Consider the following 22,850-nt stretch of genomic DNA (forward strand, 5'->3'; position numbering starts at 1 on the left):
TTCGCTCGACAAACGGGAAGAAAAGAATGCGCTTCGAAGGCACGGCGGCCTATGTCGCCGACAAGGATCTGATGGTGGCGGTGAATGCGGCGATCGCGCTGGAGCGGCCGCTGCTGGTCAAGGGCGAGCCGGGCACCGGCAAGACGGAGCTTGCGAGGCAGGTGGCGATGGCGCTCGGGCTCGACCTCATCGAATGGAACATCAAGTCCACCACCAAGGCGCAGCAGGGGCTCTATGAATACGACGCGGTGTCGCGCTTGCGCGACAGCCAGCTCGGCGACGAGCGCTTCAACGACATCGGCAACTACATCAAGCGCGGCAAATTGTGGGAGGCCTTCGCGGCCGGCAGGAAGGTCGTTCTGCTGATCGACGAGATCGACAAGGCCGATATCGAGTTTCCCAACGACTTGTTGCAGGAACTCGATAAAATGGAGTTCTTCGTCTACGAGACCGGCGAGACGATCCGCGCCGCCGTGCGGCCCATCGTCATCATCACCTCCAACAACGAGAAGGAACTGCCCGACGCTTTCCTGCGCCGCTGCTTCTTCCACTACATCCGCTTTCCCGACGTGGAGACGCTGCACCGCATCGTCGAGGTGCATTATCCGGACATCAAGCAGAATCTCGTGCGCGCGGCGCTGACCCGGTTCTACGAAATCCGGGAAGTTCCCGGCCTGAAGAAGAAGCCGTCGACCTCGGAAGCGCTCGACTGGATCCGGCTGCTGGTCGCCGACGACATCGCGCCGGAGGATCTGCGCGCCGATGCCAAGAGCGCGCTGCCGAAGCTGCATGGCGCGCTGTTGAAGAACGAGCAGGACGTGCATCTGTTTGAACGCCTCGCCTTCATGGCGCGGCGGCAGGGATAAAATTCGGCGCCAATGGACGTCTTCGTGCCAATTCCCCCCGGTGGTGGCGAATGGGTCGTCGCGGGGCACTCCCGCGAACTGGAAAAGATGCTCGGAGCGGGACCCCGTCGTATCCCGTGGTGGCAACGACCGATCCGCGCCACCCATATCACCGAGGACGACCATGAACTGCGCGAGCAGGTGGACGCTCCGTGGATGGGAAGCCACGGCCTTGTCCTCAAACCTGTGGCCCGCGACCGGCTACGGGCTCTGTTCGGTGACGCCGTCCAATACGTGCCGGTCAGTGGCACGCCCTATCGGCGGCTATACTACGCTCACGTCCACCATCTCGCCGACGTGCTGGACGAAGCACGGTCCGGGATCGTGCGCTTTTCGCCGGGGCCGGACATACTGGATATAACGCGGCACGAATTCCTGCCCTCCATCGCGCAAGCCGGCCCGATCTTCAAGCTGAGGCAGATGCCCCGCGGCGATGTCTATCTGACCGGCGATGCCGTGGCCGCCATCCGCGCTTCGGGGCTGTCCGGCTTCGCCTTCCGACGGGTTTGGAGCAGCGGCGCGTAGCGCCGCCGCAGGCATCAATTCTTTTTACAGCCTGGCCCTTGCGCAACGTGGCTGCATCGCGACATTGCGCTTACCGTCCACCGGGAGCATTCGTTGCCATGACCGCCATCGCCATCCGTCCTCTCGAACAGGTCGACCACGCCGACTGGCGGCGCCTGTGGAGCGCCTATCTCGACTTCTACAAGACGAAGCTGCCGGAAGAGGTCTATGCGGCCACCTGGGAGCGGCTGTTCAGCGGCGGCGAGTTCGAGCCGAAGGGCTTTATCGCGCATCTGGACGGCAAGGCGGTCGGCCTGACGCACTATCTCTATCACCGCTCCGGCTGGTCGCTGGTCAACAACTGCTATTTGCAGGACCTGTTCGCCGACCCCGAGGCGCGCGGCAAGGGCGTGGGTGCTGCCCTCATCGAGGCGGTGCGGCAGGAGGCGGCGAAAATCGGCGTCACCAACGTCTATTGGATGACGCACGAGACCAACGCCGCCGCCCGAAAGCTCTACGACCGCGTGGCGCGGCGGACCGGCTTCATCGAATACGATCTCTTGTGACGGCAGAGAACTTGGATGACTGAATTCACGCCCGTCGCCTCCCTGATAGGGGGCATTCTCATCGGGATCAGCGCGGTGCTGCTGATGGCCCTGGAGGGCCGCATCGCCGGCATCAGCGGCATCGTCTCCCGGCTGCTGCCGCCCTATTCGGGCGGCGTGCCGCCACGGCTGGCGTTCGTGACCGGACTGGTCGCCGCCCCGTTCGTCGTGATGCTGGTTTCCGGGACGCCGGTGTTGCAGACGGTTTCGTCCAATGTCGCGGTCATGCTGGCGGCCGGGTTGCTGGTCGGCTTCGGCAGCGTGCTCGGCAGCGGCTGCACCAGCGGCCATGGCGTCTGCGGGCTGGCGCGCCTTTCGGGCCGCTCGCTGGCCGCCACGGCGACGTTCATGGCCACGGCCATCGCCACCGTCTTCGTTATTCGCCATATGCTGTGAGGCGCGCATCATGTCCCTTGTCGTCAATCTGCTGCTCGGCCTGCTGTTCGGGATCGGCCTCGTCGTTTCGGGCATGGCCGATCCGGCGAAAATCCTGAACTTCCTCGATGTTGCTGGCACGTGGGACCCTTCGCTGCTGTTCGTCATGGGCGGAGCGGCAGTGACCACCTTCATCGGCTACCGGTTCGTGCTGAGAAAGCCGCGGCCCGTCCTGTCCGACAAATTCCAGCTGCCGGTACGGCGCGGGATCGACGGTCGGCTTCTCGCAGGCGCTGCGCTGTTCGGCATCGGCTGGGGCCTTGGCGGATTCTGCCCAGGCCCTGCCCTGACCGCGCTGGGGCTGGGCGAGGCCGGCACGCTGCTGTTCATTCCCGCCATGGGCGCGGGCGTGCTCGTGGCGAAGCTCGCCACCGCCCGCTGATGTTCATCCCGTTCTTCCTCGAATTGAAAGCGGCGAAGATTCCGGTTTCGCTGCGCGAATACCTGTCGCTGCTGGAAGGGCTGCAAACCGGGCTGGTCGACTACGACATCGAGGGTTTTTACTACCTCGCCCGCGCGGCGCTGGTGAAGGACGAGCGCCATATCGACCGTTTCGATCAGGTCTTCGCCCATGTCTTCAAGGGGGTGGAGGCGATCGGCGGGCAGGAGGGCGTCGATGTCGCCGCGCTCCCCGAGGAATGGCTGCGGCGGCTCGCCGAAAAGCACCTCAGCGAGGAAGAGAAGAAGCTGGTCGAGGCGCTCGGCGGCTTCGACAGGCTGATGGAGACGCTCAAGGCGCGGCTGGAGGAGCAGAAGGGGCGTCACCAGGGCGGCTCGAAATGGATCGGCACCGGCGGCACCTCGCCCTTCGGCGCCTATGGCTATAACCCGGAAGGCATCCGCATCGGCCAGCATGAAAGCCGCAACCGCCGCGCGGTCAAGGTGTGGGACAAGCGCGAGTTCAGGAATTTCGACGACACGGTCGAACTCGGCACCCGCAACATCAAGGTAGCGCTGAAGCGCCTGCGCCGCTGGGTACGCGAGGGCGCGCAGGAAGAGTTCGACCTCTCCGGCACCATCCACGCCACCGCCGAGCACGGCTATCTCGACGTCAGGACGCGGCCCGAGCGGCGCAACGCGGTGAAGCTGTTGATGTTCCTCGATGTCGGCGGCTCGATGGATGATCACATCCGGGTGGTGGAGGAGCTGTTTTCGGCCGCCAAAGCCGAATTTCGCCAGCTCGATTTCTTCTACTTCCACAACTGCGTCTACGAGGGCGTCTGGAAGGACAATCGCCGCCGTTTCGAAATCGTTCCGACCTTCGACCTGATCCACAAATACGGACCGGACTACAAGGCGGTGTTCGTCGGCGATGCCGCGATGAGCCCCTATGAGATCGTGCAGCCGGGCGGCTCGGTGGAGCACTGGAACCAGGAAGCCGGCAGCGTCTGGCTGTCGCGCATGCTGGCGCAGTGGCCGCATGCGGTGTGGCTGAACCCGGTGCCGGAAAAGCACTGGGGCTACACGCATTCCACCGGCATGATCCGCGAGATCTTCGGCAACCGCATGTTCGGGCTGACGCTGGCCGGCCTGGAAGCCGCAACCCGGCAGTTGTCGCGAAAGCACTGACAGGGTGGCGGCGATGCCGCCCTATGCCCGGCTCTTGGCCAGCGCGACGCGCTCGCACAATTCCGCCTGGATGGCGTCCTGGAGGTTGAGGATTTCCTCCCGGATCGCGGCGTCCTCCAGCCCGTCGGCACGCATGCCGGCGACGATTTCGGCGATGCGGGCGCGCCAGAACGCGTTCGCGGCCGGACCATGCACGCATTCCAGATCGTCCACCATGGAGCGGACAAGCGCGGTGCGGGAACCAAGGGGGAAGGGAATCAGGTGTGCCATGCCGGCAAGGTCGGCCAGTCATGGTTTACGGAGCGTAAACGCGGGCGCACGCTTTGCGCCGGTGCGAGAAGTTTTGTCTGAAGGCTGCGCACGCCGTGACCCGGCAGCGGTTGCCAAAATGGTGTCCACGGCAGGATTCGAACCTGCGACCCCAGGATTCATCCCACTTCGGCTTTCGCCGCCGCCACCCGGTCGGGCGGCGTTCGTGGTCTGGACTGTCCCTTCACCATGGGCCGTAAGGCCTTAAGGTGCTGCCCGTCCAGTCTCTACACCTTCCCGGCTCTCACCGGGCTTGGCTCGGGATTGGCAGGCTGCCGAAGCAACGTGAGCTTTCCCCGACTTTGAGCAGATCCGCTGCGCCGTTTCCGCGCGCAGCGCCCAATTCAATAGGAATCCTGTGCTCTATCCGACTGAGCTACGTGGACTTGGCCGACCTGTACCAACCTTCTCGGCAGAAATCATCCGAAAAATGCCGCCGGTCGGCCGCGCCGCATCAGGCCGCCAAGGCTGTCTCGGCGATCTTCACCCAGTAGCTGATGCCATGCGGGATCACCTCGTCGTTGAAGTCGTAGGCGGGGTGGTGAAGGCTGGCGCTTTCGCCGTTGCCGATGAAGATGAAGGCGCCGGGCCTTGCTTCCAGCATGTAGGAGAAATCCTCGCCGCCCATGACCGGCGGCATGGCGCGGATCACCTGCGCCTCGCCGGCGACGGAAGCCGCGACGTCGCTGGCGAAGGCGGTCTCTTCGGCGTGGTTGAAGGTCACCGGGTAGTTGGCGTCGTAGTCGACGGCGATTTCGGCGCAGTAGGTTGCGGCGAGGCCGGCACAGATTTCGCGCATGCGCTTTTCGGCCAGATTCGCTACTTCCTTCTTCAGCGTGCGCACGGTGCCGGCGATCTCAGCCTCCTCGGGGATGACGTTGTAGGCGTCGCCCGCGTGGAACTTCGTCACCGATACCACCAGCGCCTCGACCGGATCGGCGTTGCGCGAGGGGATGGTCTGCAGCGCGGCGACAAGGTGGCTGGCGATCACGATCGGGTCGATGGTGGTGTTCGGCATCGCCGCATGGCCGCCGCGGCCCTTGACGCGGATGGTGAACTCGGCCGTCGCCGCCATGATCGGGCCGGGGCGGATGGCGAAATGGCCGACGGGCAGGCTCGGCATGTTGTGCATGCCGAACACCTTTTCGATCCCGAACCGGTCCATCATGCCGTCCTTGACCATTTCGTTGCCGCCGCCGCCGCCTTCCTCGGCAGGCTGGAAGATGACGGCGACCGAGCCGGCGAAATTGCGCGTTTCGGCAAGGTATTTGGCGGCGCCGAGAAGCATGGCGGTGTGGCCGTCATGGCCGCAGGCGTGCATCGTGTTGGGGGTTGTCGAGGCGTAGGGCTTGCCGGTGATTTCGTTGATCGGCAGCGCGTCCATGTCGGCGCGCAGGCCGATGGCCGGCCCCTGCCCCAGCCGGCCGCGTATGACGCCGACCACCCCGGTCCTGCCGATGCCCGTCGCCACTTCGTCGCAGCCGAACTCCTTCAGCTTCTCGGCGACGAAGGCCGCCGTCTTGAAGACGTCGAAATTGAGCTCCGGATTCTGGTGCAGGTGCCGGCGCCAGCCGGCGATTTCCTGCTGCATTTCGGCGGCGCGGTTCAGGATTGGCATGACGGACTCTCGCTGTTGACTTCCCTTCGACCCCGGCCTCGCGGGCCGGAGCGCCGCATTGTGACCCTTCGGCGCTTTGCCATGTTACCGTCACATAGGCTAAATAGCACCGGGGCCAAACAGCGCCGGACAGATCGACCGGACCGCCGGCCCCGTGGTGCTGCCGGTTTGCAAAGCTTACGGAAAGTGCGACGATGACGGCAAGAGGCGATTTCGGATACCATCATGCCTGCTAAACACTTCCTGAAATTGCTTTGTGCCGTCGGCGCCGTGCTGCCGTTGCTTTACGCCCCGGCCCGCGCCAATCCGACCATGCTGTTCGACCTCGACACCGGCCGGATCATCGAGCAGCAGGACGCGTTCCAGCGCTGGTATCCGGCCTCGCTGTCCAAGCTGATGACGGCTTATGTGACTTTCCGCGCGATCGATGCCGGCGAGGTGCAGCTCGATTCGCCGATCAAGATAAGCCGCCACGCCGCGGCCGAGCCGCCGGCCAAGATGGGCTACAAGGCGGGTTCGGTGCTGCGGCTCGACAACGCCATGAAGATGATGCTGGTGAAGTCCGCCAACGATATCGCCATGGCGATCGGCGAGAATATCGGCGGCTCGCAGGCGGAGTTCGCGCAGCGCATGAACGCGGAAGCGCGGCGCCTGGGCATGACCGGCTCGCACTTCGTCAATCCCAACGGGCTATTTTCGCCGCAGCAGTACACCACCGCGCGCGACCTCGCCTTGCTGGTGACGGCGATCCGCAAGGAGTTCCCGCAATATGCGCCCTGGTTCCGCATCGAGGGACTGGCGGTCGGCAAGAATTCGATCCCGAACTACAACCTCCTGGTCGGCCGTTATCCCGGTGCCGACGGCATGAAGACCGGCTTCGTGTGCGAATCGGGCTTCAACCTGATCGGTTCGGCGACGCGCGGCGGACGCACGGTGGTGGCCGTGGTGCTGGGCGAGTCGTCCGGCCTGGCGCGGGCGGAAAAGGTGGCCAGCCTGCTCGACCGCGGCTTCGCCACGCAGCCGGGACCGCTCACGGTGGCGACGCTGCCGAGCTATGGCGATCCGACGATGACGCACAGCATGCGGGCCGAAATCTGCGAGAAGAAGCCGGCGCAGTCGGAAGCCTCGGTGGAAGGCGGCAAGGACGAAGCAGGCAAGAACAAGCCGAAGTCGCCCTATCAGGTGAAGCTTGCCGCCCCGACGCTGGTCGCGGTCGGTCTCGGCGGCGCTACCGGGCCGCTGCCGAAGGCGATGATCGGCCGTGTCGAATATGCCGACGTGCCGGTGCCGACGTGGCGGCCGGACAGGCCGGCGCCGTTCGCCGGCACCACGGCGACGGCCGAGGGCGACCAGTAGGCCACGACCCAAAGGCCAATCTTCAACAGGCGATGTCGATGACAGGTTTTCCCATTTCCGTTTCGGTGCTGACGGGCTTCCTCGGCTCGGGCAAGACGACGCTGCTGAACCGCCTGCTGCGCGATCCGGCGCTGACCGATACCGCCGTCATCATCAACGAGTTCGGCGACGTGGCGATCGACCATCTCCTGGTCGAGCAGGCCTCGGACGGCGTCATCCAGCTTTCCGACGGCTGCCTGTGCTGCACCGTGCGCGGCGAACTGGTGGACACGCTGGCCGATCTCGTCGACCGGCTGCAAACCGGACGGCTGAAGCGGCTGGCGCGGGTGGTGATCGAAACCACCGGCCTTGCCGACCCCGCACCCGTGCTGCAGGCGATCATGGCGCATCCGGTGCTGGTGCAGGCCTTCCGGCTGGACGGCGTCATCGCCACGGTCGACGCCGTCAACGGCGACGCCACGCTCGATGCCCATGTCGAGGCGGTGAAGCAGGCGGCGATGGCCGACCGCATCGTCATCACCAAGACCGACCTGGTCGAGGATCAAGGCGGCCTCGACGCGCTGCGCCAGCGCCTTCGCGGCCTCAACCCCGGGGCGCCGCTGATCGACGCCGCCGACCATGAGGCGGGCGCCGCCGCCCTGTTCGACTGCGGGCTCTACAACCCGGCCACCAAGAGCGCCGATGTCCGCCGCTGGCTGGGCGAGGAGGCCGCCCACGATCACGAAGCCCATGAGCATGACGGGCATCATCATCATGGCGACGGACACGACCATCACGATCACGCCCATCGCCACGATGCGCGGGTTCGGTCGGACACGCTGGTGCATGACGGGCCAGTGCCGTTCTCGGCCATCGAGATGTTCCTGGACCTGCTGCGCTCGACCCATGGCGAGCACCTGCTGCGGATGAAGGGCATCATCGAGCTTGCCGAGGACCGCTCACGGCCCCTGGTCATTCACGGCGTGCAGAAGACCCTGCATCCGCCGATGCGGCTGCCGGCGTGGCCGGACGAACGGCGCGGCACGCGCCTGGTGCTGATCACGCTCGACATGCCGCAGGACTATGTCCAGCGGCTGTTTGCGGCCTTCACCAACAAGCCTTCCGTCGACACACCGGACCGAGCCGCGCTGGAGGCAAACCCGCTGGCGATCCCGGGGCGGTAGCGACTAGCAGTTCGGGGCTTCAGGCCCCGCGCTCGACGAGAAACCGATGGCAACCGTCCGCGGCCGCCGTCTCGATCAGGCGGTGGGCTTGCTCGTTGCAGAAGGCGGGAATGTCGATGACGGCGAGCGGGTCGGTGGTTTCCAGCCAGATGCGGTGGCCCGGCTGCATTCCGGCCAACCGCTTTTTCGCCTTCAGCACCGGCAGCGGGCAGTTCAGCCCCTTGAGGTCGTAAATCTCGATCGCATCGTCGGCCAAGGCTGATCAGCCGCCGAACATGCCGAGCAGCCTTTTCTTCAGCTTCGAGGCGGCACTGTCGGACTGCGGCATCGGCGCTTCGACCGGCGGGGCGGCCTCGACCATCTGCTGCTGCTGGGCGGCTTCCTTCTGGGCAAGCGCCTGCGCCTTGGCTGCTTCCTTCGCCGCCTTGGCGGCTGCGATGGCGGCGGCCTTTTCCTGCGCCGCCTTCTCCTTGGCGGCCTTCTCGGCATCGAGCGCGGCCATCTTGCGGCCGGCGGGCGAATCGATGCGGCCCATGCGCGTCGTTTCGGAGACGGTGCCGTCGGCGTTCAGCGACGGCGGCTCGATCGGCACGCGTTCGCCGCGGGCGCGCTTCTTGGTCCAGTCCGAAACCAGCGCCGCTTCCTTGATGCCGGCGATCGTCGGCTTGGGCGCCGGCGTGCTCGCCTTGATGGCGCTGTTGTAGGCGGCCTCGTAGGTGCTCTGGTAGGATTTATAGGCGGTCTTGAGCGAATCGGGCTGCGTGGTCGCCGGGCAGGCGCCGGTCGGATTGAAGGCCTGGCCATCGGCCGGGATCTGGTTGAAGACGTAGCGCTTCTCGCAGACGTCGACCTTCGGCGGCACCTTGGTGATCTCGAACTGGTCGTACCCGACCTTCAGCATCTTCCAGAATTCGTAGTTCGGGTCGTTGCGGTAGCGCGCCATGTTGGCGGCGGTCATGCGGAACGGAAACGCCTGGATCTGGAACTCGGTCTGCCCGCCCTGGAACGCGTCGCGGCCAAAGGCATAAATCTGCTCGATCTGCGCGTCGGTCATCGAATAGCAGCCCGACGAGGAGCAGGCGCCGTGCACCATCAGGTTCGAACCGGTGCGGCCGTTGGCGCGGTCGAAGGCATTCGGATAGCCGATGTTGAAGGCCAGATGATAGTTCGAGTTCGGATTCATCTGCGACGGGCGCACCGTATAGAATCCTTCCGGGGCCTGGCGGTCGCCCTCGGTGAATTTCGGCCCGAGCTTGCCGGACCATTTGCAGATGTCGTAGCTGGCGACCATGTCGTAGCGGCCGTTGGTCTTGGCCTTCCAGATCTCGAGCTTGCCTTCTTCCTTGAAGATACGCGCCATCACCGAGGAGTTGCGCAGCATGCCCTTGGCCTTCATCTCGGCGAGGATGCTGTCCGGCAACTGCTTGTTGGCGACTTCGGAAAGGTTCTTCACGGACGAATCCGTGCAGCCGGCAACGCCGAGCGCGGCAAGCACGAGTCCGATACGGGCAAGTTTTGCGTACATGGGATCGATTGCTGTTCTCGTTTTGCGCCGCGGCATCGAATGGCCGCGTCGCTCACTGACTATCGGCGAACCATAGGTTCGTTAACCTTGAAAATTCCTTACCGCAAGCGCGATTGCCGGCTCGTTACCGCGCCGTAATCTACCCGATGCAGCGGCATTTTTGTGGCGAAGATGCGGCATCGGCCACAATCGGCGCCTTCCTCTACAGCGTACGGCCCATGGCCAGGTACTTTTCGCGGCGCTGTTCGCGGAAATCGGCGTTGGAGGCGGAAAATTCCTTCATCGTGCGCGAGATGATGTCTCCGGCGGCGGCGATGACCGCCTGCGGGGCCCGGTGGGCGCCGCCCAGCGGCTCGGGAATGATCGCGTCGATGATCTTCATCTCCAGCAGATCCTGCGCGGTGATCTTCATGTTGGTAGCCGCGTCCTTGGAGCGCGTGGTGTCGCGCCACAGGATCGAGGCTGCGCCTTCCGGCGAGATCACCGAGTAGATCGAGTGTTCCAGCATGTAGACGCGGTTGGCCGTGGCGATGGCGATGGCCCCGCCGGAACCGCCTTCGCCGATCACTACCGAGATCGACGGTACCTTCAGCGCCAGGCAGGCGGAGGTCGAGCGGGCGATGGCTTCGGCCTGGCCGCGTTCCTCCGCGGTGACGCCCGGAAAAGCGCCGGCGGTGTCGACCAGCGTCAGCACGGGAATCTTGAAATGGTCCGCCATTTCCATGACGCGGACCGCCTTGCGGTAGCCTTCGGGGCGCACCGAGCCGAAATTGTGCTTCAGGCGGCTGGCGGTGTCGGAGCCCTTCTCCTGGCCGATGACCGCCACCGATTCGCCCTGGAAGCGCGCGAAGCCGCAGACGATCGCCTGGTCCTCGCCGAAATTGCGGTCGCCGGCCAGCGGCGTGAAGTCGGTCAGCAGGCCGTTGATGTAGTCGAGGCAGTGCGGCCGGTCCGGATGGCGCGCCACCTGCACCTTCTGCCACGGCGTCAGCGCCTTGTAGGCGTCGCGCAGCGCGTCCTTGGCGCGCTTTTCCAGCCGCGCGATCTCGTCGGCGACATCGACCGCCTCGCCGCTTTCGGCGAGTTTCTTCAGTTCGATGATCTTGCCTTCGAGGTCGGCGACAGGCTTTTCGAAGTCGAGGTAATTGTACATGCGTGAGCGGACCGATACGCCAGAAAGGATGCGCGCAAAGCCGGAAATGCAGGGCTGCGCGCCGCGGAATGTCGCTTTCACATAGCTGGATGAGGCCTAGTCGGCAAGCGGGTGATGCTCGTTGACCAGCCGGACCAGCCGTTCTTCCAGGACGTGGGTGTAGATCTGGGTGGTGGAAATGTCGGCGTGGCCGAGCAGCTGCTGCACCGCCCTGAGATCGGCGCCGTTCTGCAGCAGGTGGCTGGCGAAGGCATGGCGCAGCACGTGCGGCGATATTTTCGCCGAGGCGATGCCGGCGCGCGCGGCGAGGCCCTTGAGGTCGCGCGCGAACACCTGCCGCGACAGCGCGCCGCTCTCGGAGGCCGCCGGAAACAGGAACGGGTTTTCCTCCCAGGCGGGAACCGTCTTTCGCGCGGCAAGCCAGGCCTTCATCGCCGCCTTCGCCTTCCCCGAAAGCGGCACCATGCGTTCCTTGCCGCCCTTGCCGCGCACCATGAAGAAGCGGTCGTCGCGCTGCGCCACCGTCACCGGCAGGCCGACAAGTTCCGAAACGCGTAGCCCCGTGGCGTAGAGCACTTCGACCAGCGCATGCATGCGCCTCGCGCCGAGCGGATCGTTATCGCCCTCGGCCGGGTTGTTCGCTTCCCAAGCGGCGCGGTCGAGCAGGCGGCCGGTATCGGCCTCGCTCATGGTCTTGGGCAGCGGCCGGTCCTTGCGCGGGCTGTCCAGCGTGCCGGTGGGATCGTCGCCGCGCAGCCCTTCGGCGTAGAGGAACTTGTAGAACTGGCGCAGCGCCGAGAGCTTTCGTGCCTGCGAAGTGGCGGCGAAGCCGCGCGCGGCGATGTCGTCCAGGTAGCTTCTGAGATCGGCGGTTTGGGCTGCGGCCAGCCCGCCCTTTATCTGCTCGGAAGCGTCCTCCAGGTCGCGGCGATAGCTGGCGAGCGTGTTTTCGGCAGCGCCGCGCTCGGCGCTCATCATTTCAAGGAAGGCTTCGATGCGGGCGGCGCTGTTCATTTGGCCGGCTCGAGCTTGGCCGGCGTGATCCGCACGCTGATCTCGGTCGTGCGCGGCTCGACGAACATGACCAGCGCGAACATGATGCCATAGGCGATGCCCGCCAGGATCAGCAGCGTCACGACAAAGCGAAACAGTGTCGGCATCGATCTCTTTTCTGCCCCGGACTCCGGGCCTTTGCGCGCAGGTGCGTGCCGTTATGGGACGCCGGCTTTTGCATTTCAAGCGTCAGGCCGCGTTCACGCCGTGCTTGACGCAAACGGCCTTTTCATGTCGATACGGCTGCGGAGGTCTGAATGAACGCTCAACTCAAGGATCACCCGGTTGGCGACCATGCCGCCCTGCTCGAACGGCTGGGCGGGCAGTCCGTCGTCTTCGTCGGGCTGATGGGAGCCGGCAAGACGGCGATCGGCCGCAAGGTCGCAACCATGCTGTCGCTGCCGTTCATCGATAGCGATCATGAGATCGAAACCGTTTCGCGCATGACCATTCCGGAACTGTTCGAGCACTATGGCGAGGCCGAGTTCCGGGCGCTGGAACAGCGCGTCATCCTGCGCCTTCTCGAAGGCGGGCCGCAGGTGCTGTCCACCGGCGGCGGGGCGTTCATGAACGCGCAGACGCGCGGCGAGATCGCGTCGCACGGCGTCACCGTCTGGCTCAAGGCGGAACTCGACCTGTTGATGGAGCGCGTGTCGAAGAAGCAGAACCGGCCGCTGCTGAAGAACCCCGACCCGCGCGGCGTGCTGGAGCGGCTGATGGGCGAGCGCTATCCGGTCTACGCGACGGCGGACATCACCGTGCAGACCCGCGACGAGCGCAAGGAAGTCATCGCCGCGGAGGTGATCGAAGCGCTGCAGAGGCATTTTGCGGCGGCACCGCCCGTCGCGGGGCAGGTGACCCCATGAGCGATCCGGTTACCGTCACCGTAGGCCTCGGCGAGCGCGCCTACGACATCGTCATCGGTCCCGGCCTGATCGAGCGTGCCGGCGAGGAGATCGCGACCCGGCTGCCCGGCACGCGGGTCGCCGTGGTCACCGACGAGAACGTGGCCGGCGCCCATCTCGAGGCGCTGAAGGCCGGGCTCGGGCAGGGCGGCGTGGATGCCGCGATCGTCACGCTGCCGCCTGGCGAAAAGACCAAGAGCTTCGACCACCTGCAGGAAGTCGTGGACGCCGTGCTCGCGGCAAGGCTGGAGCGCCGCGACACCGTCGTCGCCTTCGGCGGCGGCGTCATCGGCGACCTTGCCGGCTTTGCCGCCGCGATTACCCGACGCGGCATGAATTTCGTGCAGATGCCGACCTCGCTGCTGGCGCAGGTCGATTCCTCGGTCGGCGGCAAGACCGGCATAAACTCGCCGCGCGGCAAGAACCTGGTCGGCGCGTTCCACCAGCCGAAGCTGGTGCTGGCCGATACCGACGTGCTCGACACGCTGCCGATCCGCGAGTTCAGGGCGGGCTATGCCGAGCTCGCCAAATACGGGCTGATCGACCGGCCCGACCTGTTTACCTGGCTGGAGAAGAACTGGCCGGCGGTGTTTTCCGGCGGCCCGGCGCGCATCACCGCGATCGCCGAAGCCTGCCGCGCCAAGGCCGACGTCGTCGCCCGCGACGAGTTCGAGCAGGGCGACCGCGCCTTGCTCAATCTCGGCCACACTTTCGGCCATGCCCTGGAAGCGGCCACCCGCTACGACAGCGAGCGGCTGGTGCATGGCGAGGGCGTCGCAATCGGCATGGCGCTGGCGCACCGCTTCTCCACGCGCATGAACCTCGCCAGCATCGACGACGCGACCCGCGTCGAGGCGCATCTGAAAGCCGTCGGCTTGCCGTGGCGCATGGCCGACATCCCGGGCGAGCTGCCGGATGCTGAGACGCTGCTTTCCTTCATCGCACAGGACAAGAAGGTGTCGCGCGGCACGCTCACCTTCATCCTCACCCATGGCGTGGGGCAGTCCTTCATCGCCAGGGACGTGCCGGCCTCCGAGGTTCTTTCCTTCCTCAAGGAGAACCATCCCGGTGCCGAGGGACGCGCAAGGGGATGAACGGGGCGGGCTGGATCGTTGCCGGCGCCGTCCTGGCGCTTTGCATCGCCGCCTTTGTCCTGCGCTCGCGCCTGCTGGCCGCGTTCGGGCTCGAACTGAAGGCGATGGCCGGCCACGACGAGCCGCGCAGCGGCGGGGCGGGCGAGCGCAACGGCCAGCCGGCCGGCCTGGCGCGCAACCGGCTGGACGACCGCTTCGAGCTCAACGAGCTCGAAGTCTCCGACGTCATGGTCCACCGCACCAACATGCGCTCGGTCAATGCCGACAACGCGCCGGAAGCGGTGGTGCGCGAAATCCTGCAAAGCCCGCATACGCGCATGCCGCTGTGGCGCGGCTCGCTCGACAACATCGTCGGCGTGCTGCACGCCAAGGACCTGCTGCGGGCGCTGAACGAAGTCGAGAACGATTTCTCCCGCATCGACGTGATGAAGGTGGCCGCGAAACCGTGGTTCGTGCCCGACACCACCACGCTTCAGGAGCAGCTCAACGCCTTTTTGCGGCGCAAGGCGCATTTCGCCATCGTCGTCGACGAATATGGCGAGGTCGAGGGGCTGGTGACGCTGGAAGACATCATCGAGGAGATCGTCGGCGAGATCGCCGACGAACGCGACATCGACATGCAGGGCGTCAAGCGCGAGGCCGACGGCTCCGTCGTGGTCGACGGCACGGTGCCGATCCGCGACCTCAACCGCGCACTCGACTGGAACCTGCCGGACGACGAGGCGACGACGGTCGCCGGCCTCGTCATTCACGAGGCCCGCTCGATCCCCGAGGAAAAGCAGGCCTTCACCTTCCACGACAAGCGCTTCATCGTCATGAAGCGCGACAAGAACCGCATCGCGCGCATCCGGATCAAGCCGGTATCCGTCGAGGTCGCCCCTCCGCCTGCCGCGCCGAAGTAGCGCGCGGCCAGAAATATCGCCCGGCCGCGATCGCAAGCCCGGCGCCGGCGAGTTGCGCGGCGACGAAGCCGGGGACATGCGCGGGCAGGATGCCGGCCGGGGTGGCGGAAAAGGCGCGCACGATCGTCATCGCCGGATTGGCGAAGGCGGTAGAGGCGGTGAACCAGTAGGCGGCGGCGATGAACAGCCCGACGGCGGCCGGGACGACCGTGGGCGTGCGGGCGGCGCAGCCGATGATGACGAGGATGAGGCCGAAGGTGGCGATCCCTTCGGCGAGCCAGATGCCGGAGCCGGTGCGCGCCATGTCGGCCCATTGCAGGACGGGCAGGTCGAACATGGCATGCGCAGCCCCCATGCCGAGCGCGAAGCCGGCGAGCTGGGCGGCGGTGTAGGGCGCGACGTCGCGCCATTTCAGTACGCCGGTGGCGGCGAAGGCGAGGCTGACGACGGGATTGAGGTGGCCTCCGGAAACCGGGCCGAACAGCCAGATCAGCACGACCAGCATGGCGCCGGTCGAAGTCGAGGTGACGAAGAGGGCAAGGGCGGCCGAGCCGCCGGCAAGCCCGGTGTCCATCACCGTCGAGCCGACGACGGTGGCAAGAAGGAAGGCCGAGCCGAGCGCTTCGGCGGCAAGTCGCCGGACAAGGGATTGGTCCATCGCGGCTCCTTACCAGCGCACGGTCTCGCCGGGGGCGGCGGTTTCGATCGCCAGCGCGTGCAGGTCGCCCCGCAGTTCCTCTTCGAACAGCGCGTTGACCGCGCGGTGACGCTCCAGGCGGCTCATGCCGGCGAACTTTTCGGCCATGATGCGGATGCGGAAATGCGTCTCGCCCTTGCCGTCGAATTCGGCGACCTGGCCGTTCATCACATGGTGGTGGCCGGCGTGGAGATGGCTTTCGTTGATGACGTGGAGCCGCTGCGGCACAAACGCCGCCTTCAGCCTGTCTTCCAGCGTCGACTGCATGGACATTTCGGTTCCTTTCCCCATATGTGACCAGCGCGTGCCCGGCCGGGATTTTCCGTCGAGTCGGGCCGTGCGCCAGCGCGCCATCAGGCCATAGCGGTGTTTCGTCCGTCCAGTGGGTTTACGGGCTGCGGCCGCGACAAAATAAGCCGGACGTCCGCTTTTGGCCACGATTCAGCGGTTAGGGCGACCGTCGCCTCAAAGTCAATTCTTGTTTTGCGGCGCGAACCGATCATAGATGCAGCCAAATGAAGCCGTACCCTAAATATTTCGACAAGATTCGCATCCGCCCCGAAAAGGAAGCGGCGGCGAAGCCGCAGACGCCGATCTGCCAGTGGGACGGTTGCGACCAGGCCGGGACGCATCGCGCGCCGGTCGGGCGCATGCGCGAGGGCGAGTATTTCCGCTTCTGCATCGACCATGTGCGCGAATACAACAAGAGCTTCAACTACTTCTCCGGCGTGCCCGACAGCGAGGTCGCGCGCTTCCAGAAGGAAGCGCTGACCGGCAACCGGCCGACCTGGAAGATGGGCGTCAACGGCGCTGCGACGCGCTCTTCGCCCGATTTCGCGCAGGCCCGCTCGGGGCGCGCCGGCTACTACAACCGCATGCGCGACCCCTTCAACCTGTTCGACGGGCAGCAGGCCGGCCAGCCGCCGCGCGAGCGCAAGGCCAAGCCGCTTGAGGCCAAGGCGCTGGAAACGCTTGGCCTTGATACAAAGGCGACTGGCAAGGACATCAAGGCGCGCTATAAGGAACTGGTGAAGCGCCATCATCCGGATGCGAATGGTGGCGACAGAGGTTCGGAAGACCGGTTCCGCGATGTGCTCCAGGCCTATCGTGTGCTCAAGCAGGCGGGCCTGTGCTGAGCGTGTCCGCAGTCCATGCCTTTTTCCAACTTTCATCCGGCTGGAAAAGGCTTTAAGACGCCCCCGAACAAAACCGATTGCCGGGCAAGCACGACGGCTTCGCCCCTGGAGACGTTGAGACGTTATGAACAAGGTCGATCGCGATATCGCTAACCTGCCGGACACCACGGTTTCGGTGAAGGAAAAATTCGGTTTCGATTCCAAGATGGTCGTGCCGGCCTATTCGGCGACCAGCGAGCACGTGCCGGACCTCGACCCCGACTATCTGTTCGACCCGCAGACGACCTCGGCCATCCTCGCCGGCTTCGCCTATAACCGCCGCGTCATGGTGTCGGGCTATCACGGCACCGGCAAGTCCACCCATATCGAGCAGGTCGCCGCCCGCCTCAACTGGCCGTGCGTGCGCGTCAACCTCGACAGCCATGTCTCGCGCATCGACCTCGTCGGCAAGGACGCCATCGTGCTCAAGGACGGCAAGCAGGTGACCGAGTTCCGAGACGGCATCCTGCCCTGGGCCTACCAGCACAATGTCGCGCTGTGCTTCGACGAGTACGATGCCGGCCGTCCCGACGTGATGTTCGTCATCCAGCGCGTGCTGGAAGCCTCCGGCCGCCTGACCCTGCTCGACCAGAGCCGGGTCATCCGCCCGCACCCGGCCTTCCGCCTGTTCGCCACGGCCAACACGGTCGGCCTCGGCGACACCACCGGCCTCTACCATGGCACGCAGCAGATCAACCAGGCGCAGATGGACCGCTGGTCGATCGTCACCACGCTGAACTACCTGCCGCACGAGAACGAGGTGAACATCGTGCTGGCCAAGGCCAAGCATTATCGCGACGCCAAGGGCCGCGACATCGTCGGCAAGATGGTGCGCGTCGCCGACATGACGCGCTCGGCCTTCGTCAACGGCGACCTCTCCACCGTCATGAGCCCGCGCACGGTCATCACCTGGGCCGAGAACGCCGAGATCTTCGGTTCGGTCGGCATGGCCTTCCGGCTCACCTTCCTCAACAAGTGCGACGAACTGGAGCGGTCGGTGGTGGCCGAGTTCTACCAGCGCGCCTTTGGCGAGGACCTGCCGGAGAGCGCGGTCAACGTCGTTCTCGCCTAGGGAAAGGACCAAGGACATGGCCTATCAGGGTGGATGCCACTGCGGGAAGGTGCGTTTCAGCGTCGACGTCGACCTTTCGCACCCGATCACCTGCAACTGCTCGTACTGCTCCAAGCGCGGCAGCATCCTGGCGTTCACTCCCGCGTCGAATTTCTCGCTGGAGAAGGGCGCCGACGACCTCACCGAATACCGCTTCAATACCAGGACCATCGCGCATCTGTTCTGCGCGGCGTGCGGCATGGAATCCTTCGGCCGCGGCAAGGGGCCGGACGGCACCGAAATGGTGGCGGTGAACGTGCGCTGCCTCGACGGGGTCGACCTCGATTCGCTCAAGCCGCAACCGTATGACGGGCGGGCGCGCTGACAGGCAGGCAGATGGCGGGTCCGGGAGACAATACGCGAGGCAAACCGAAGACGGGCTCCGAAGCGGACAGCTTCAAGCGCGCGATAACGGTTTGCATGCGCGCCATTTCAGGCGACGGCGAGATGGAAGTCGCCTTCGCCAAGGACAAGCCGGCCCTGGCCGGCAACCGGGCGCGGCTGCCGGAACTGGCCAAGAAGCCCTCGGCGAACGACATCGCCGTCACCCGTGGCCTCGGCGATTCGATGGCGCTGAAACGCGCCTGCCATGACCAGCGCATCCACACCAGGCTGGCGCCCGAGGGCAAGCAGGCCCGCGCCGTCTTCGATGCCGTCGAGCAGGCGCGCGTCGAGGCGATCGGCTCGCGCATGATGGCCGGCGTCGCCGACAATATCGGCTCGATGCTGGAAGACAAATACGCCAAGGCCAACCTCGCCGGGGTTTCGGACCGGGCCGATGCGCCGATCGAGGAAGCGCTGGCGCTCATGGTGCGCGAGAAGCTGACCGGCCGGGCGGCGCCCAGCAGCGCCGAGAAGGTGGTCGAGCTGTGGCGGCCATGGGTGGAGGAAAAGGCCGGCGCCGATCTCGAAGGCCTCGCCGACAAGCTCGGCGACCAGCAGGCTTTCGCGCGTGTCGTGCGCGACATGCTCGCCTCCATGCAGATGGCCGAGGAACTGAGCGACGACCAGGAGACCGAGGAAAGCGAGGACGACGAGGACAACCAGCCGCAGGGCGAGGAGCAGAGCGAGGACGGCGGCGAGGACGATTCCGGCTCCGAGGAATCGCAGTCCGAGGAGGCAGAGGCTTCGACCGAGGAAGAGCAGCCGGCGGAATCGGAAGCTTCCGACGCGACGGCCGACGACATTTCCGACGACGACGATCCTGATGCCGAAACCCCCGGCGAGGCCAAGCGCAACGACAATCCCTTCGCCAACCTGACGAAGGATATCGACTACAAGGTCTTCACCACCACCTTCGACGAGACGGTGGGCGCGGAAGAGCTTTGCGACGAGGACGAACTCGACCGGCTGCGCGCCTTCCTCGATAAGCAGCTCGCCAATCTCTCCGGCGTCGTCGGCCGCCTTGCCAACCGCCTGCAGCGCCGCCTGATGGCGCAGCAGAACCGGTCGTGGGACTTCGACCTCGAAGAAGGTTATCTCGACCCCGCGCGGCTGGTGCGCGTCGTGCTCGACCCCATGCAGCCGCTGTCGTTCAAGCAGGAGCGCGACACCAAGTTCCGCGACACGGTGGTGACGCTGGTGCTCGACAATTCGGGCTCCATGCGCGGCCGGCCGATCACGGTCGCGGCCACCTGCGCCGACATATTGGCGCGCACGCTGGAGCGCTGCGGCGTTTCGGTCGAAATTCTCGGCTTCACCACCCGTGCCTGGAAGGGTGGGCAGGCGCGCGAGAAATGGCTGAAGGACGGCAAGCCGGCCAACCCCGGCCGCCTCAACGACCTGCGCCACATCATCTACAAGTCCGCCGACGCGCCATGGCGGCGCTCGCGCCGCAACCTCGGCCTGATGATGCGCGAAGGTCTGCTCAAGGAAAATATCGACGGCGAGGCGCTTTTGTGGGCGCATCAGCGCCTGATCGGCCGGCCCGAGCAACGCAAGATCCTGATGATGATCTCGGACGGCGCGCCGGTCGACGATTCTACGCTGTCGGTCAATCCCGGCAATTATCTTGAACGCCATCTGCGCGCGGTCATCGACCTGATCGAGACGCGCTCGCCGGTCGAACTGCTGGCGATCGGCATCGGCCACGACGTCACCCGCTACTATCGCCGCGCTGTCACCATCGTCGACGCCGAGGAACTGGCCGGCGCCATGACCGAGCAGCTTGCCTCGCTGTTCGAGGAGGAAGCCGCGCACGGACGCCGCGGCGGTTTGCGGCGAGCCGGATGAAAAACCGGCCGTTTTCGCGGCTCGTCACATCCCTTTGCATGGCGCTCTTCCTGGCGCTCGTTCCGCCTGCCTTCGCCGGCAGCACCGCGCCGGTCGAGGCAATGGAAATTTCCGCGCGGCCGATCACGCAGTTCCGCATCGGCAGCGACGAGAAGCAATTCGGGCCGTTGGAATTCGTCGGCGGACTGGAGCTGACCTCTTACAGCCGCCACTTCGGCGGCCTGTCGGCTTTCCGCTTCCTGGAACCGGGCAGCGATTTCATCGGCGTCGCCGATACCGGCTTCTGGTTCTTCGGCACGCTCACGCGCGATGCCGGCCTGCGCCCGACCGGCATGGAAAACTTCCGCATGATACGGATGGTCGATGCGGCCGGCCGGCCGCTCGACACCAAGGGAGAGGCCGACGCCGAGGGCCTGGGCGTACAAGACGGCATCGCCACGGTCGGTTTCGAGCGCAACCATCGTGCCGCCCAGTTCAGGATCGATCCGGTCGCGATGGCGTCGCCGCTCCGGCAACTTGACTTCCTGGTGCCGAGGAGGGAACTGCGGCAGAATCGCGGTTTCGAAACCGTTGCCGCTTCCGATCCCGCGGGGCCCCTGAAAGGGGCGCTGGTCGTCGTTTCGGAAAAGAGCCTCGATCCTGCCGGCAATAATTTCGCGGCGGTGCTGTCCGGCCCGCACAAGGGCGTTTTCACGGTCAGGCGGGACGGCACGGCGTTCGACATCACCGACGGCGCGTTCCTTCCGGGTGGCGACCTGCTAATCCTGGAACGGAGCTTTTCCATGATGGCCGGCGTCAAGATGCGGCTGCGCCGCCTCGATGGCGCGGGCATCGTCGGCGGCGGTGTCGCCGACGGGCCGGTTTTGATGGAAGCCGACATGGGCTACCAGATCGACAATATGGAGGGGCTCGACGTGTGGCGGCGCGGCGACGGCGCGCTGATGGTGTCGCTGGTTTCGGACGACAACAATTCGATCCTCCAGCGCAATCTCTATCTCGAGTTCATTCTGCACGCGGAGTGAATCCCACGGCCAGGCGTCTCCCGGTGCAGGTAGTTCGCCCGCCCGGCTTTCGGCCGGCCGGGCTTTTCCTTTCGAGCGTCAGCCTCCGAAGGCCGCCTTGCATTCCCAGCCGAAAGTCGTGGCCATCAGGCTCGTGCAGCCTACCAGGAAAATGTCGGCGGCGATGAAGACGGCGGCGGTGAAGACGATCAGCGCCAGCCATCCGAAGGCGGCCTCGCGCCGCGCCGCCCAGACTTCCTGCGGCGTCCTGTGGTCGCGTGTGTAGATATATTCGTCGTGGTGGTCTTTCATTGGGTTACCCCGGCTTGATGGCTTGCGGTGAAGCCATGCGGATGTTCCATGCGGCAGAAGCGCCCTCCCCGTGAGGAAAGGCGGTCTGAGCGTTGCGTGAATGTGGGAGAGAGCGGGTTGCGGCTACTGCCGGTTAAGCGGGCGGAGCCTGCGCGTCGAAGGGACGGAACCGGGGCGCCTCGACCGTGACATGGGGGGTGTACGACACGCCCGGATACGGCCGCGCGGCGGCTATCCGCACCGCGGCGGGAACGGTGCCGTAGTCGCCGGACGGCTGGGCGGGCCCGTTTCGCTCCGTCGTGCGCGACCATCCCGCCTTGGAGCCGTAGTCGGACAGGAGGTTGAGCGGGACATCCTGGCGGGGGATCGCCAGGCTGTCGCCTCGCTTCGACGTGACCGTCGGCGACCTGTCGAGAGTCAGTCCGGTCGTGGTCGGAACCGAGACTGTCAGCAGGGCGAGGGCCAGAAACGCCAGCCAGAACCCGCGGCCGCAACTGCCGACGAATTCCGCTAGGCGTTTTAGATCGAACCGGGTGATGGCTGTCTCGTCCTTCCTCGCCCCGTCACGGGCGATGGAATGCCTTCAATGGCGGCCGTCCGCTTGCCGCGCGGCTGTGGCGCTGTCGCGTTTCAGCCGGCCTTCGGCTTCCTGGCGCGCTTAGCGGGAGCTGCTGCGGGTTCGGCCTTCGGCTTGCGGCCAAGTCCCATCTTCTTCGCCAGTTCCGAGCGGGCCGCGGCATAGCCGGGAGCGACCATCGGATAGTCGGCCGGGAGGTTCCACTTCGCGCGATAATCCTCCGGCGTCAGGCCGTGATGGGTCATCAGGTGGCGCTTGAGCGACTTGAACTGCAGGCCATCCTCCAGGCAGACGATGTGGTCGTCCCGCACGGAGCGCTTCGGGTTGACGGCCGGGGCCTGCACCTCGACTTCGGCCTTGACCGGACTTGCCAGCCCCGAGATCGCGGCGCTGATGCTGGCGATGAGCGAAGGCAGTTCCGCTGCCGGAACCGGGTTGTTGGAAACATACGCAGAGACGATGTCCGCGGTCAGTTCCAGAAAGCCATCGTTATTGTCCGGCGCGTCGCTCATCGGTATCTCATAATCGAGGGTGGCTGGGTATCGCGCATGATTAAAGCTTATTGCGGGCAATGGCAACCAACCGCACTCGGCGGGCGCCCGGGTTCGCGACTTGCATCCTCTCCAGTGTAGCAGACTTTTGCTTGCAG

27 protein-coding genes are annotated in these 22,850 nt (G+C 65.7%); 16 read left to right on the forward strand and 11 right to left on the reverse strand.

Annotated features, from left to right (window positions below; genetic code table 11):
• Positions 1-26: 26 nt before the first annotated feature.
• The 6 genes from ACFOHJ_RS11255 to ACFOHJ_RS11280 all read left to right on the forward strand — a co-directional run bounded on the left by ACFOHJ_RS11255 (position 27) and on the right by ACFOHJ_RS11280 (position 4,018).
• Positions 27-866, forward strand: coding sequence for an AAA family ATPase (locus ACFOHJ_RS11255; RefSeq protein WP_378220594.1), 840 nt, complete (start codon positions 27-29; stop codon positions 864-866).
• A gap of 24 nt (positions 867-890) precedes the next feature.
• Positions 891-1,430 carry a hypothetical protein gene (locus ACFOHJ_RS11260; RefSeq protein ID WP_378220595.1) on the forward strand — a complete coding sequence of 180 codons (540 nt, stop codon included), beginning with the start codon at positions 891-893 and terminating at the stop codon, positions 1,428-1,430.
• 98 nt (positions 1,431-1,528) lie between these two features.
• Entirely contained in the window at positions 1,529-1,975 is a 447-nt protein-coding gene (locus ACFOHJ_RS11265) for a GNAT family N-acetyltransferase (RefSeq protein WP_378220596.1), read from the forward strand.
• Positions 1,976-1,990: 15 nt separating this feature from the next.
• The gene (locus tag ACFOHJ_RS11270) at positions 1,991-2,410 is read left to right on the forward strand and encodes a YeeE/YedE family protein (RefSeq protein ID WP_378220597.1); all 420 of its coding nucleotides are present in this window, start codon (positions 1,991-1,993) and stop codon (positions 2,408-2,410) included.
• A 10-nt stretch (positions 2,411-2,420) separates the two neighbouring features.
• Positions 2,421-2,831 carry a DUF6691 family protein gene (locus ACFOHJ_RS11275; protein WP_378220598.1) on the forward strand — a complete coding sequence of 137 codons (411 nt, stop codon included), beginning with the start codon at positions 2,421-2,423 and terminating at the stop codon, positions 2,829-2,831.
• The gene (locus ACFOHJ_RS11280) at positions 2,831-4,018 is read left to right on the forward strand and encodes a vWA domain-containing protein (RefSeq protein WP_378220599.1); all 1,188 of its coding nucleotides are present in this window, start codon (positions 2,831-2,833) and stop codon (positions 4,016-4,018) included. Before ACFOHJ_RS11275 ends, ACFOHJ_RS11280 begins: the two co-directional genes overlap by 1 nt.
• Positions 4,019-4,039: 21 nt before the next feature.
• On the opposite strand, the gene ACFOHJ_RS11285 is transcribed toward ACFOHJ_RS11280, so the two are convergent.
• Positions 4,040-4,288 carry a DUF6074 family protein gene (locus ACFOHJ_RS11285; protein ID WP_378220600.1) on the reverse strand — a complete coding sequence of 83 codons (249 nt, stop codon included), beginning with the start codon at positions 4,286-4,288 and terminating at the stop codon, positions 4,040-4,042.
• Positions 4,289-4,781: 493 nt separating this feature from the next.
• Positions 4,782-5,945: a M20 aminoacylase family protein gene (locus ACFOHJ_RS11290; protein ID WP_378220601.1), complete on the reverse strand. Its 1,164-nt coding sequence runs from the start codon at positions 5,943-5,945 to the stop codon at positions 4,782-4,784.
• A 225-nt stretch (positions 5,946-6,170) separates the two neighbouring features.
• Between ACFOHJ_RS11290 and ACFOHJ_RS11295 the strand changes: the two genes are divergently transcribed.
• Together ACFOHJ_RS11295 and ACFOHJ_RS11300 are read left to right on the forward strand one after the other, a co-directional pair.
• Positions 6,171-7,301: a D-alanyl-D-alanine carboxypeptidase family protein gene (locus ACFOHJ_RS11295; RefSeq protein WP_378220602.1), complete on the forward strand. Its 1,131-nt coding sequence runs from the start codon at positions 6,171-6,173 to the stop codon at positions 7,299-7,301.
• 38 nt (positions 7,302-7,339) lie between these two features.
• Positions 7,340-8,464 carry a CobW family GTP-binding protein gene (locus ACFOHJ_RS11300; RefSeq protein ID WP_378220603.1) on the forward strand — a complete coding sequence of 375 codons (1,125 nt, stop codon included), beginning with the start codon at positions 7,340-7,342 and terminating at the stop codon, positions 8,462-8,464.
• Between the two features lie 19 nt (positions 8,465-8,483).
• On the opposite strand, the gene ACFOHJ_RS11305 is transcribed toward ACFOHJ_RS11300, so the two are convergent.
• The 5 genes from ACFOHJ_RS11305 to ACFOHJ_RS11325 form a co-directional block, all read right to left on the reverse strand.
• Positions 8,484-8,720, reverse strand: a complete 237-nt coding sequence (locus ACFOHJ_RS11305) for a sulfurtransferase TusA family protein (RefSeq protein ID WP_378220604.1) — start codon at positions 8,718-8,720, stop codon at positions 8,484-8,486.
• 6 nt (positions 8,721-8,726) lie between these two features.
• A complete protein-coding gene (locus ACFOHJ_RS11310) occupies positions 8,727-9,989 on the reverse strand; it encodes a L,D-transpeptidase family protein (protein WP_378220605.1) in 1,263 nt (420 codons plus the stop codon).
• 202 nt (positions 9,990-10,191) lie between these two features.
• Positions 10,192-11,142 carry an acetyl-CoA carboxylase carboxyltransferase subunit alpha gene (locus tag ACFOHJ_RS11315; RefSeq protein ID WP_378221540.1) on the reverse strand — a complete coding sequence of 317 codons (951 nt, stop codon included), beginning with the start codon at positions 11,140-11,142 and terminating at the stop codon, positions 10,192-10,194.
• A 96-nt stretch (positions 11,143-11,238) separates the two neighbouring features.
• Positions 11,239-12,156: a site-specific tyrosine recombinase XerD gene (locus ACFOHJ_RS11320; RefSeq protein ID WP_378220606.1), complete on the reverse strand. Its 918-nt coding sequence runs from the start codon at positions 12,154-12,156 to the stop codon at positions 11,239-11,241.
• On the reverse strand, positions 12,153-12,302 hold the full coding sequence (locus tag ACFOHJ_RS11325) for a histidine kinase (protein ID WP_378220607.1): 150 nt from the start codon (positions 12,300-12,302) through the stop codon (positions 12,153-12,155). Before ACFOHJ_RS11325 ends, ACFOHJ_RS11320 begins: the two co-directional genes overlap by 4 nt.
• A gap of 150 nt (positions 12,303-12,452) precedes the next feature.
• On the opposite strand from ACFOHJ_RS11325, the gene ACFOHJ_RS11330 reads away from it, so the two are divergent.
• From ACFOHJ_RS11330 to ACFOHJ_RS11340, 3 genes are read left to right on the forward strand one after another with little or no spacing between them, the layout of a single operon-like run.
• A complete protein-coding gene (locus tag ACFOHJ_RS11330) occupies positions 12,453-13,061 on the forward strand; it encodes a shikimate kinase (RefSeq protein WP_378220608.1) in 609 nt (202 codons plus the stop codon).
• A complete protein-coding gene (gene aroB, locus ACFOHJ_RS11335) occupies positions 13,058-14,194 on the forward strand; it encodes a 3-dehydroquinate synthase (RefSeq protein WP_378220609.1) in 1,137 nt (378 codons plus the stop codon). Before ACFOHJ_RS11330 ends, aroB begins: the two co-directional genes overlap by 4 nt.
• A complete protein-coding gene (locus tag ACFOHJ_RS11340; protein ID WP_378220610.1) occupies positions 14,191-15,096 on the forward strand; it encodes a transporter associated domain-containing protein in 906 nt (301 codons plus the stop codon). Before aroB ends, ACFOHJ_RS11340 begins: the two co-directional genes overlap by 4 nt.
• On the opposite strand, the gene ACFOHJ_RS11345 is transcribed toward ACFOHJ_RS11340, so the two are convergent.
• Together ACFOHJ_RS11345 and ACFOHJ_RS11350 are read right to left on the reverse strand one after the other, a co-directional pair.
• Positions 15,047-15,754, reverse strand: a complete 708-nt coding sequence (locus ACFOHJ_RS11345) for an aquaporin (protein WP_378220611.1) — start codon at positions 15,752-15,754, stop codon at positions 15,047-15,049. The two genes, ACFOHJ_RS11340 and ACFOHJ_RS11345, sit on opposite strands and share 50 nt — an antisense overlap.
• Before the next feature lie 9 nt (positions 15,755-15,763).
• Positions 15,764-16,066, reverse strand: a complete 303-nt coding sequence (locus tag ACFOHJ_RS11350; protein WP_378220612.1) for a BolA family protein — start codon at positions 16,064-16,066, stop codon at positions 15,764-15,766.
• A 242-nt stretch (positions 16,067-16,308) separates the two neighbouring features.
• Here ACFOHJ_RS11350 and ACFOHJ_RS11355 point away from each other — a divergent pair, with 242 nt between their 5' ends.
• From ACFOHJ_RS11355 to ACFOHJ_RS11375, 5 genes are all read left to right on the forward strand, one after another.
• Positions 16,309-16,929, forward strand: a complete 621-nt coding sequence (locus ACFOHJ_RS11355) for a J domain-containing protein (protein ID WP_378220613.1) — start codon at positions 16,309-16,311, stop codon at positions 16,927-16,929.
• A gap of 124 nt (positions 16,930-17,053) precedes the next feature.
• Entirely contained in the window at positions 17,054-18,040 is a 987-nt protein-coding gene (gene cobS, locus ACFOHJ_RS11360) for a cobaltochelatase subunit CobS (RefSeq protein WP_378220614.1), read from the forward strand.
• Positions 18,041-18,056: 16 nt separating this feature from the next.
• Positions 18,057-18,404, forward strand: a complete 348-nt coding sequence (locus tag ACFOHJ_RS11365) for a GFA family protein (RefSeq protein WP_378220615.1) — start codon at positions 18,057-18,059, stop codon at positions 18,402-18,404.
• 11 nt (positions 18,405-18,415) lie between these two features.
• Complete coding sequence (cobT, locus tag ACFOHJ_RS11370; protein WP_378220616.1) at positions 18,416-20,311, forward strand: cobaltochelatase subunit CobT; 1,896 nt, start codon at positions 18,416-18,418, stop codon at positions 20,309-20,311.
• A gap of 38 nt (positions 20,312-20,349) precedes the next feature.
• On the forward strand, positions 20,350-21,333 hold the full coding sequence (locus tag ACFOHJ_RS11375) for an esterase-like activity of phytase family protein (RefSeq protein ID WP_378221542.1): 984 nt from the start codon (positions 20,350-20,352) through the stop codon (positions 21,331-21,333).
• Positions 21,334-21,411: 78 nt separating this feature from the next.
• On the opposite strand, the gene ACFOHJ_RS11380 is transcribed toward ACFOHJ_RS11375, so the two are convergent.
• The gene (locus tag ACFOHJ_RS11380; RefSeq protein WP_378220617.1) at positions 21,412-21,624 is read right to left on the reverse strand and encodes a hypothetical protein; all 213 of its coding nucleotides are present in this window, start codon (positions 21,622-21,624) and stop codon (positions 21,412-21,414) included.
• A gap of 630 nt (positions 21,625-22,254) precedes the next feature.
• Complete coding sequence (locus tag ACFOHJ_RS11385; RefSeq protein ID WP_378220618.1) at positions 22,255-22,713, reverse strand: MucR family transcriptional regulator; 459 nt, start codon at positions 22,711-22,713, stop codon at positions 22,255-22,257.
• Positions 22,714-22,850 lie beyond the last annotated feature (137 nt).

Origin of the sequence: Aquamicrobium soli (assembly GCF_042646345.1) — a bacterium.
Lineage (GTDB): Bacteria > Pseudomonadota > Alphaproteobacteria > Rhizobiales > Rhizobiaceae > Mesorhizobium > Mesorhizobium soli_A.

Bases quoted from the DNA above. Each gene is read 5' to 3' on its own strand.
- ACFOHJ_RS11255 (WP_378220594.1), top strand. From the start codon at position 27: ATGCGCTTCGAAGGCACGGCGGCCTATGTCGCCGACAAGGATCTGATG.
- ACFOHJ_RS11265 (WP_378220596.1), top strand. From the start codon at position 1,529: ATGACCGCCATCGCCATCCGTCCTCTCGAACAGGTCGACCACGCCGAC.
- ACFOHJ_RS11270 (WP_378220597.1), top strand. From the start codon at position 1,991: ATGACTGAATTCACGCCCGTCGCCTCCCTGATAGGGGGCATTCTCATC.
- ACFOHJ_RS11275 (WP_378220598.1), top strand. From the start codon at position 2,421: ATGTCCCTTGTCGTCAATCTGCTGCTCGGCCTGCTGTTCGGGATCGGC.
- ACFOHJ_RS11280 (WP_378220599.1), top strand. From the start codon at position 2,831: ATGTTCATCCCGTTCTTCCTCGAATTGAAAGCGGCGAAGATTCCGGTT.
- ACFOHJ_RS11285 (WP_378220600.1), bottom strand. From the start codon at position 4,288: ATGGCACACCTGATTCCCTTCCCCCTTGGTTCCCGCACCGCGCTTGTC.
- ACFOHJ_RS11290 (WP_378220601.1), bottom strand. From the start codon at position 5,945: ATGCCAATCCTGAACCGCGCCGCCGAAATGCAGCAGGAAATCGCCGGC.
- ACFOHJ_RS11295 (WP_378220602.1), top strand. From the start codon at position 6,171: ATGCCTGCTAAACACTTCCTGAAATTGCTTTGTGCCGTCGGCGCCGTG.
- ACFOHJ_RS11300 (WP_378220603.1), top strand. From the start codon at position 7,340: ATGACAGGTTTTCCCATTTCCGTTTCGGTGCTGACGGGCTTCCTCGGC.
- ACFOHJ_RS11310 (WP_378220605.1), bottom strand. From the start codon at position 9,989: ATGTACGCAAAACTTGCCCGTATCGGACTCGTGCTTGCCGCGCTCGGC.
- ACFOHJ_RS11315 (WP_378221540.1), bottom strand. From the start codon at position 11,142: ATGTACAATTACCTCGACTTCGAAAAGCCTGTCGCCGACCTCGAAGGC.
- ACFOHJ_RS11320 (WP_378220606.1), bottom strand. From the start codon at position 12,156: ATGAACAGCGCCGCCCGCATCGAAGCCTTCCTTGAAATGATGAGCGCC.
- ACFOHJ_RS11325 (WP_378220607.1), bottom strand. From the start codon at position 12,302: ATGCCGACACTGTTTCGCTTTGTCGTGACGCTGCTGATCCTGGCGGGC.
- ACFOHJ_RS11330 (WP_378220608.1), top strand. From the start codon at position 12,453: ATGAACGCTCAACTCAAGGATCACCCGGTTGGCGACCATGCCGCCCTG.
- aroB (WP_378220609.1), top strand. From the start codon at position 13,058: ATGAGCGATCCGGTTACCGTCACCGTAGGCCTCGGCGAGCGCGCCTAC.
- ACFOHJ_RS11340 (WP_378220610.1), top strand. From the start codon at position 14,191: ATGAACGGGGCGGGCTGGATCGTTGCCGGCGCCGTCCTGGCGCTTTGC.
- ACFOHJ_RS11345 (WP_378220611.1), bottom strand. From the start codon at position 15,754: ATGGACCAATCCCTTGTCCGGCGACTTGCCGCCGAAGCGCTCGGCTCG.
- ACFOHJ_RS11350 (WP_378220612.1), bottom strand. From the start codon at position 16,066: ATGTCCATGCAGTCGACGCTGGAAGACAGGCTGAAGGCGGCGTTTGTG.
- ACFOHJ_RS11355 (WP_378220613.1), top strand. From the start codon at position 16,309: ATGAAGCCGTACCCTAAATATTTCGACAAGATTCGCATCCGCCCCGAA.
- cobS (WP_378220614.1), top strand. From the start codon at position 17,054: ATGAACAAGGTCGATCGCGATATCGCTAACCTGCCGGACACCACGGTT.
- ACFOHJ_RS11365 (WP_378220615.1), top strand. From the start codon at position 18,057: ATGGCCTATCAGGGTGGATGCCACTGCGGGAAGGTGCGTTTCAGCGTC.
- cobT (WP_378220616.1), top strand. From the start codon at position 18,416: ATGGCGGGTCCGGGAGACAATACGCGAGGCAAACCGAAGACGGGCTCC.
- ACFOHJ_RS11375 (WP_378221542.1), top strand. From the start codon at position 20,350: ATGGCGCTCTTCCTGGCGCTCGTTCCGCCTGCCTTCGCCGGCAGCACC.
- ACFOHJ_RS11380 (WP_378220617.1), bottom strand. From the start codon at position 21,624: ATGAAAGACCACCACGACGAATATATCTACACACGCGACCACAGGACG.
- ACFOHJ_RS11385 (WP_378220618.1), bottom strand. From the start codon at position 22,713: ATGAGCGACGCGCCGGACAATAACGATGGCTTTCTGGAACTGACCGCG.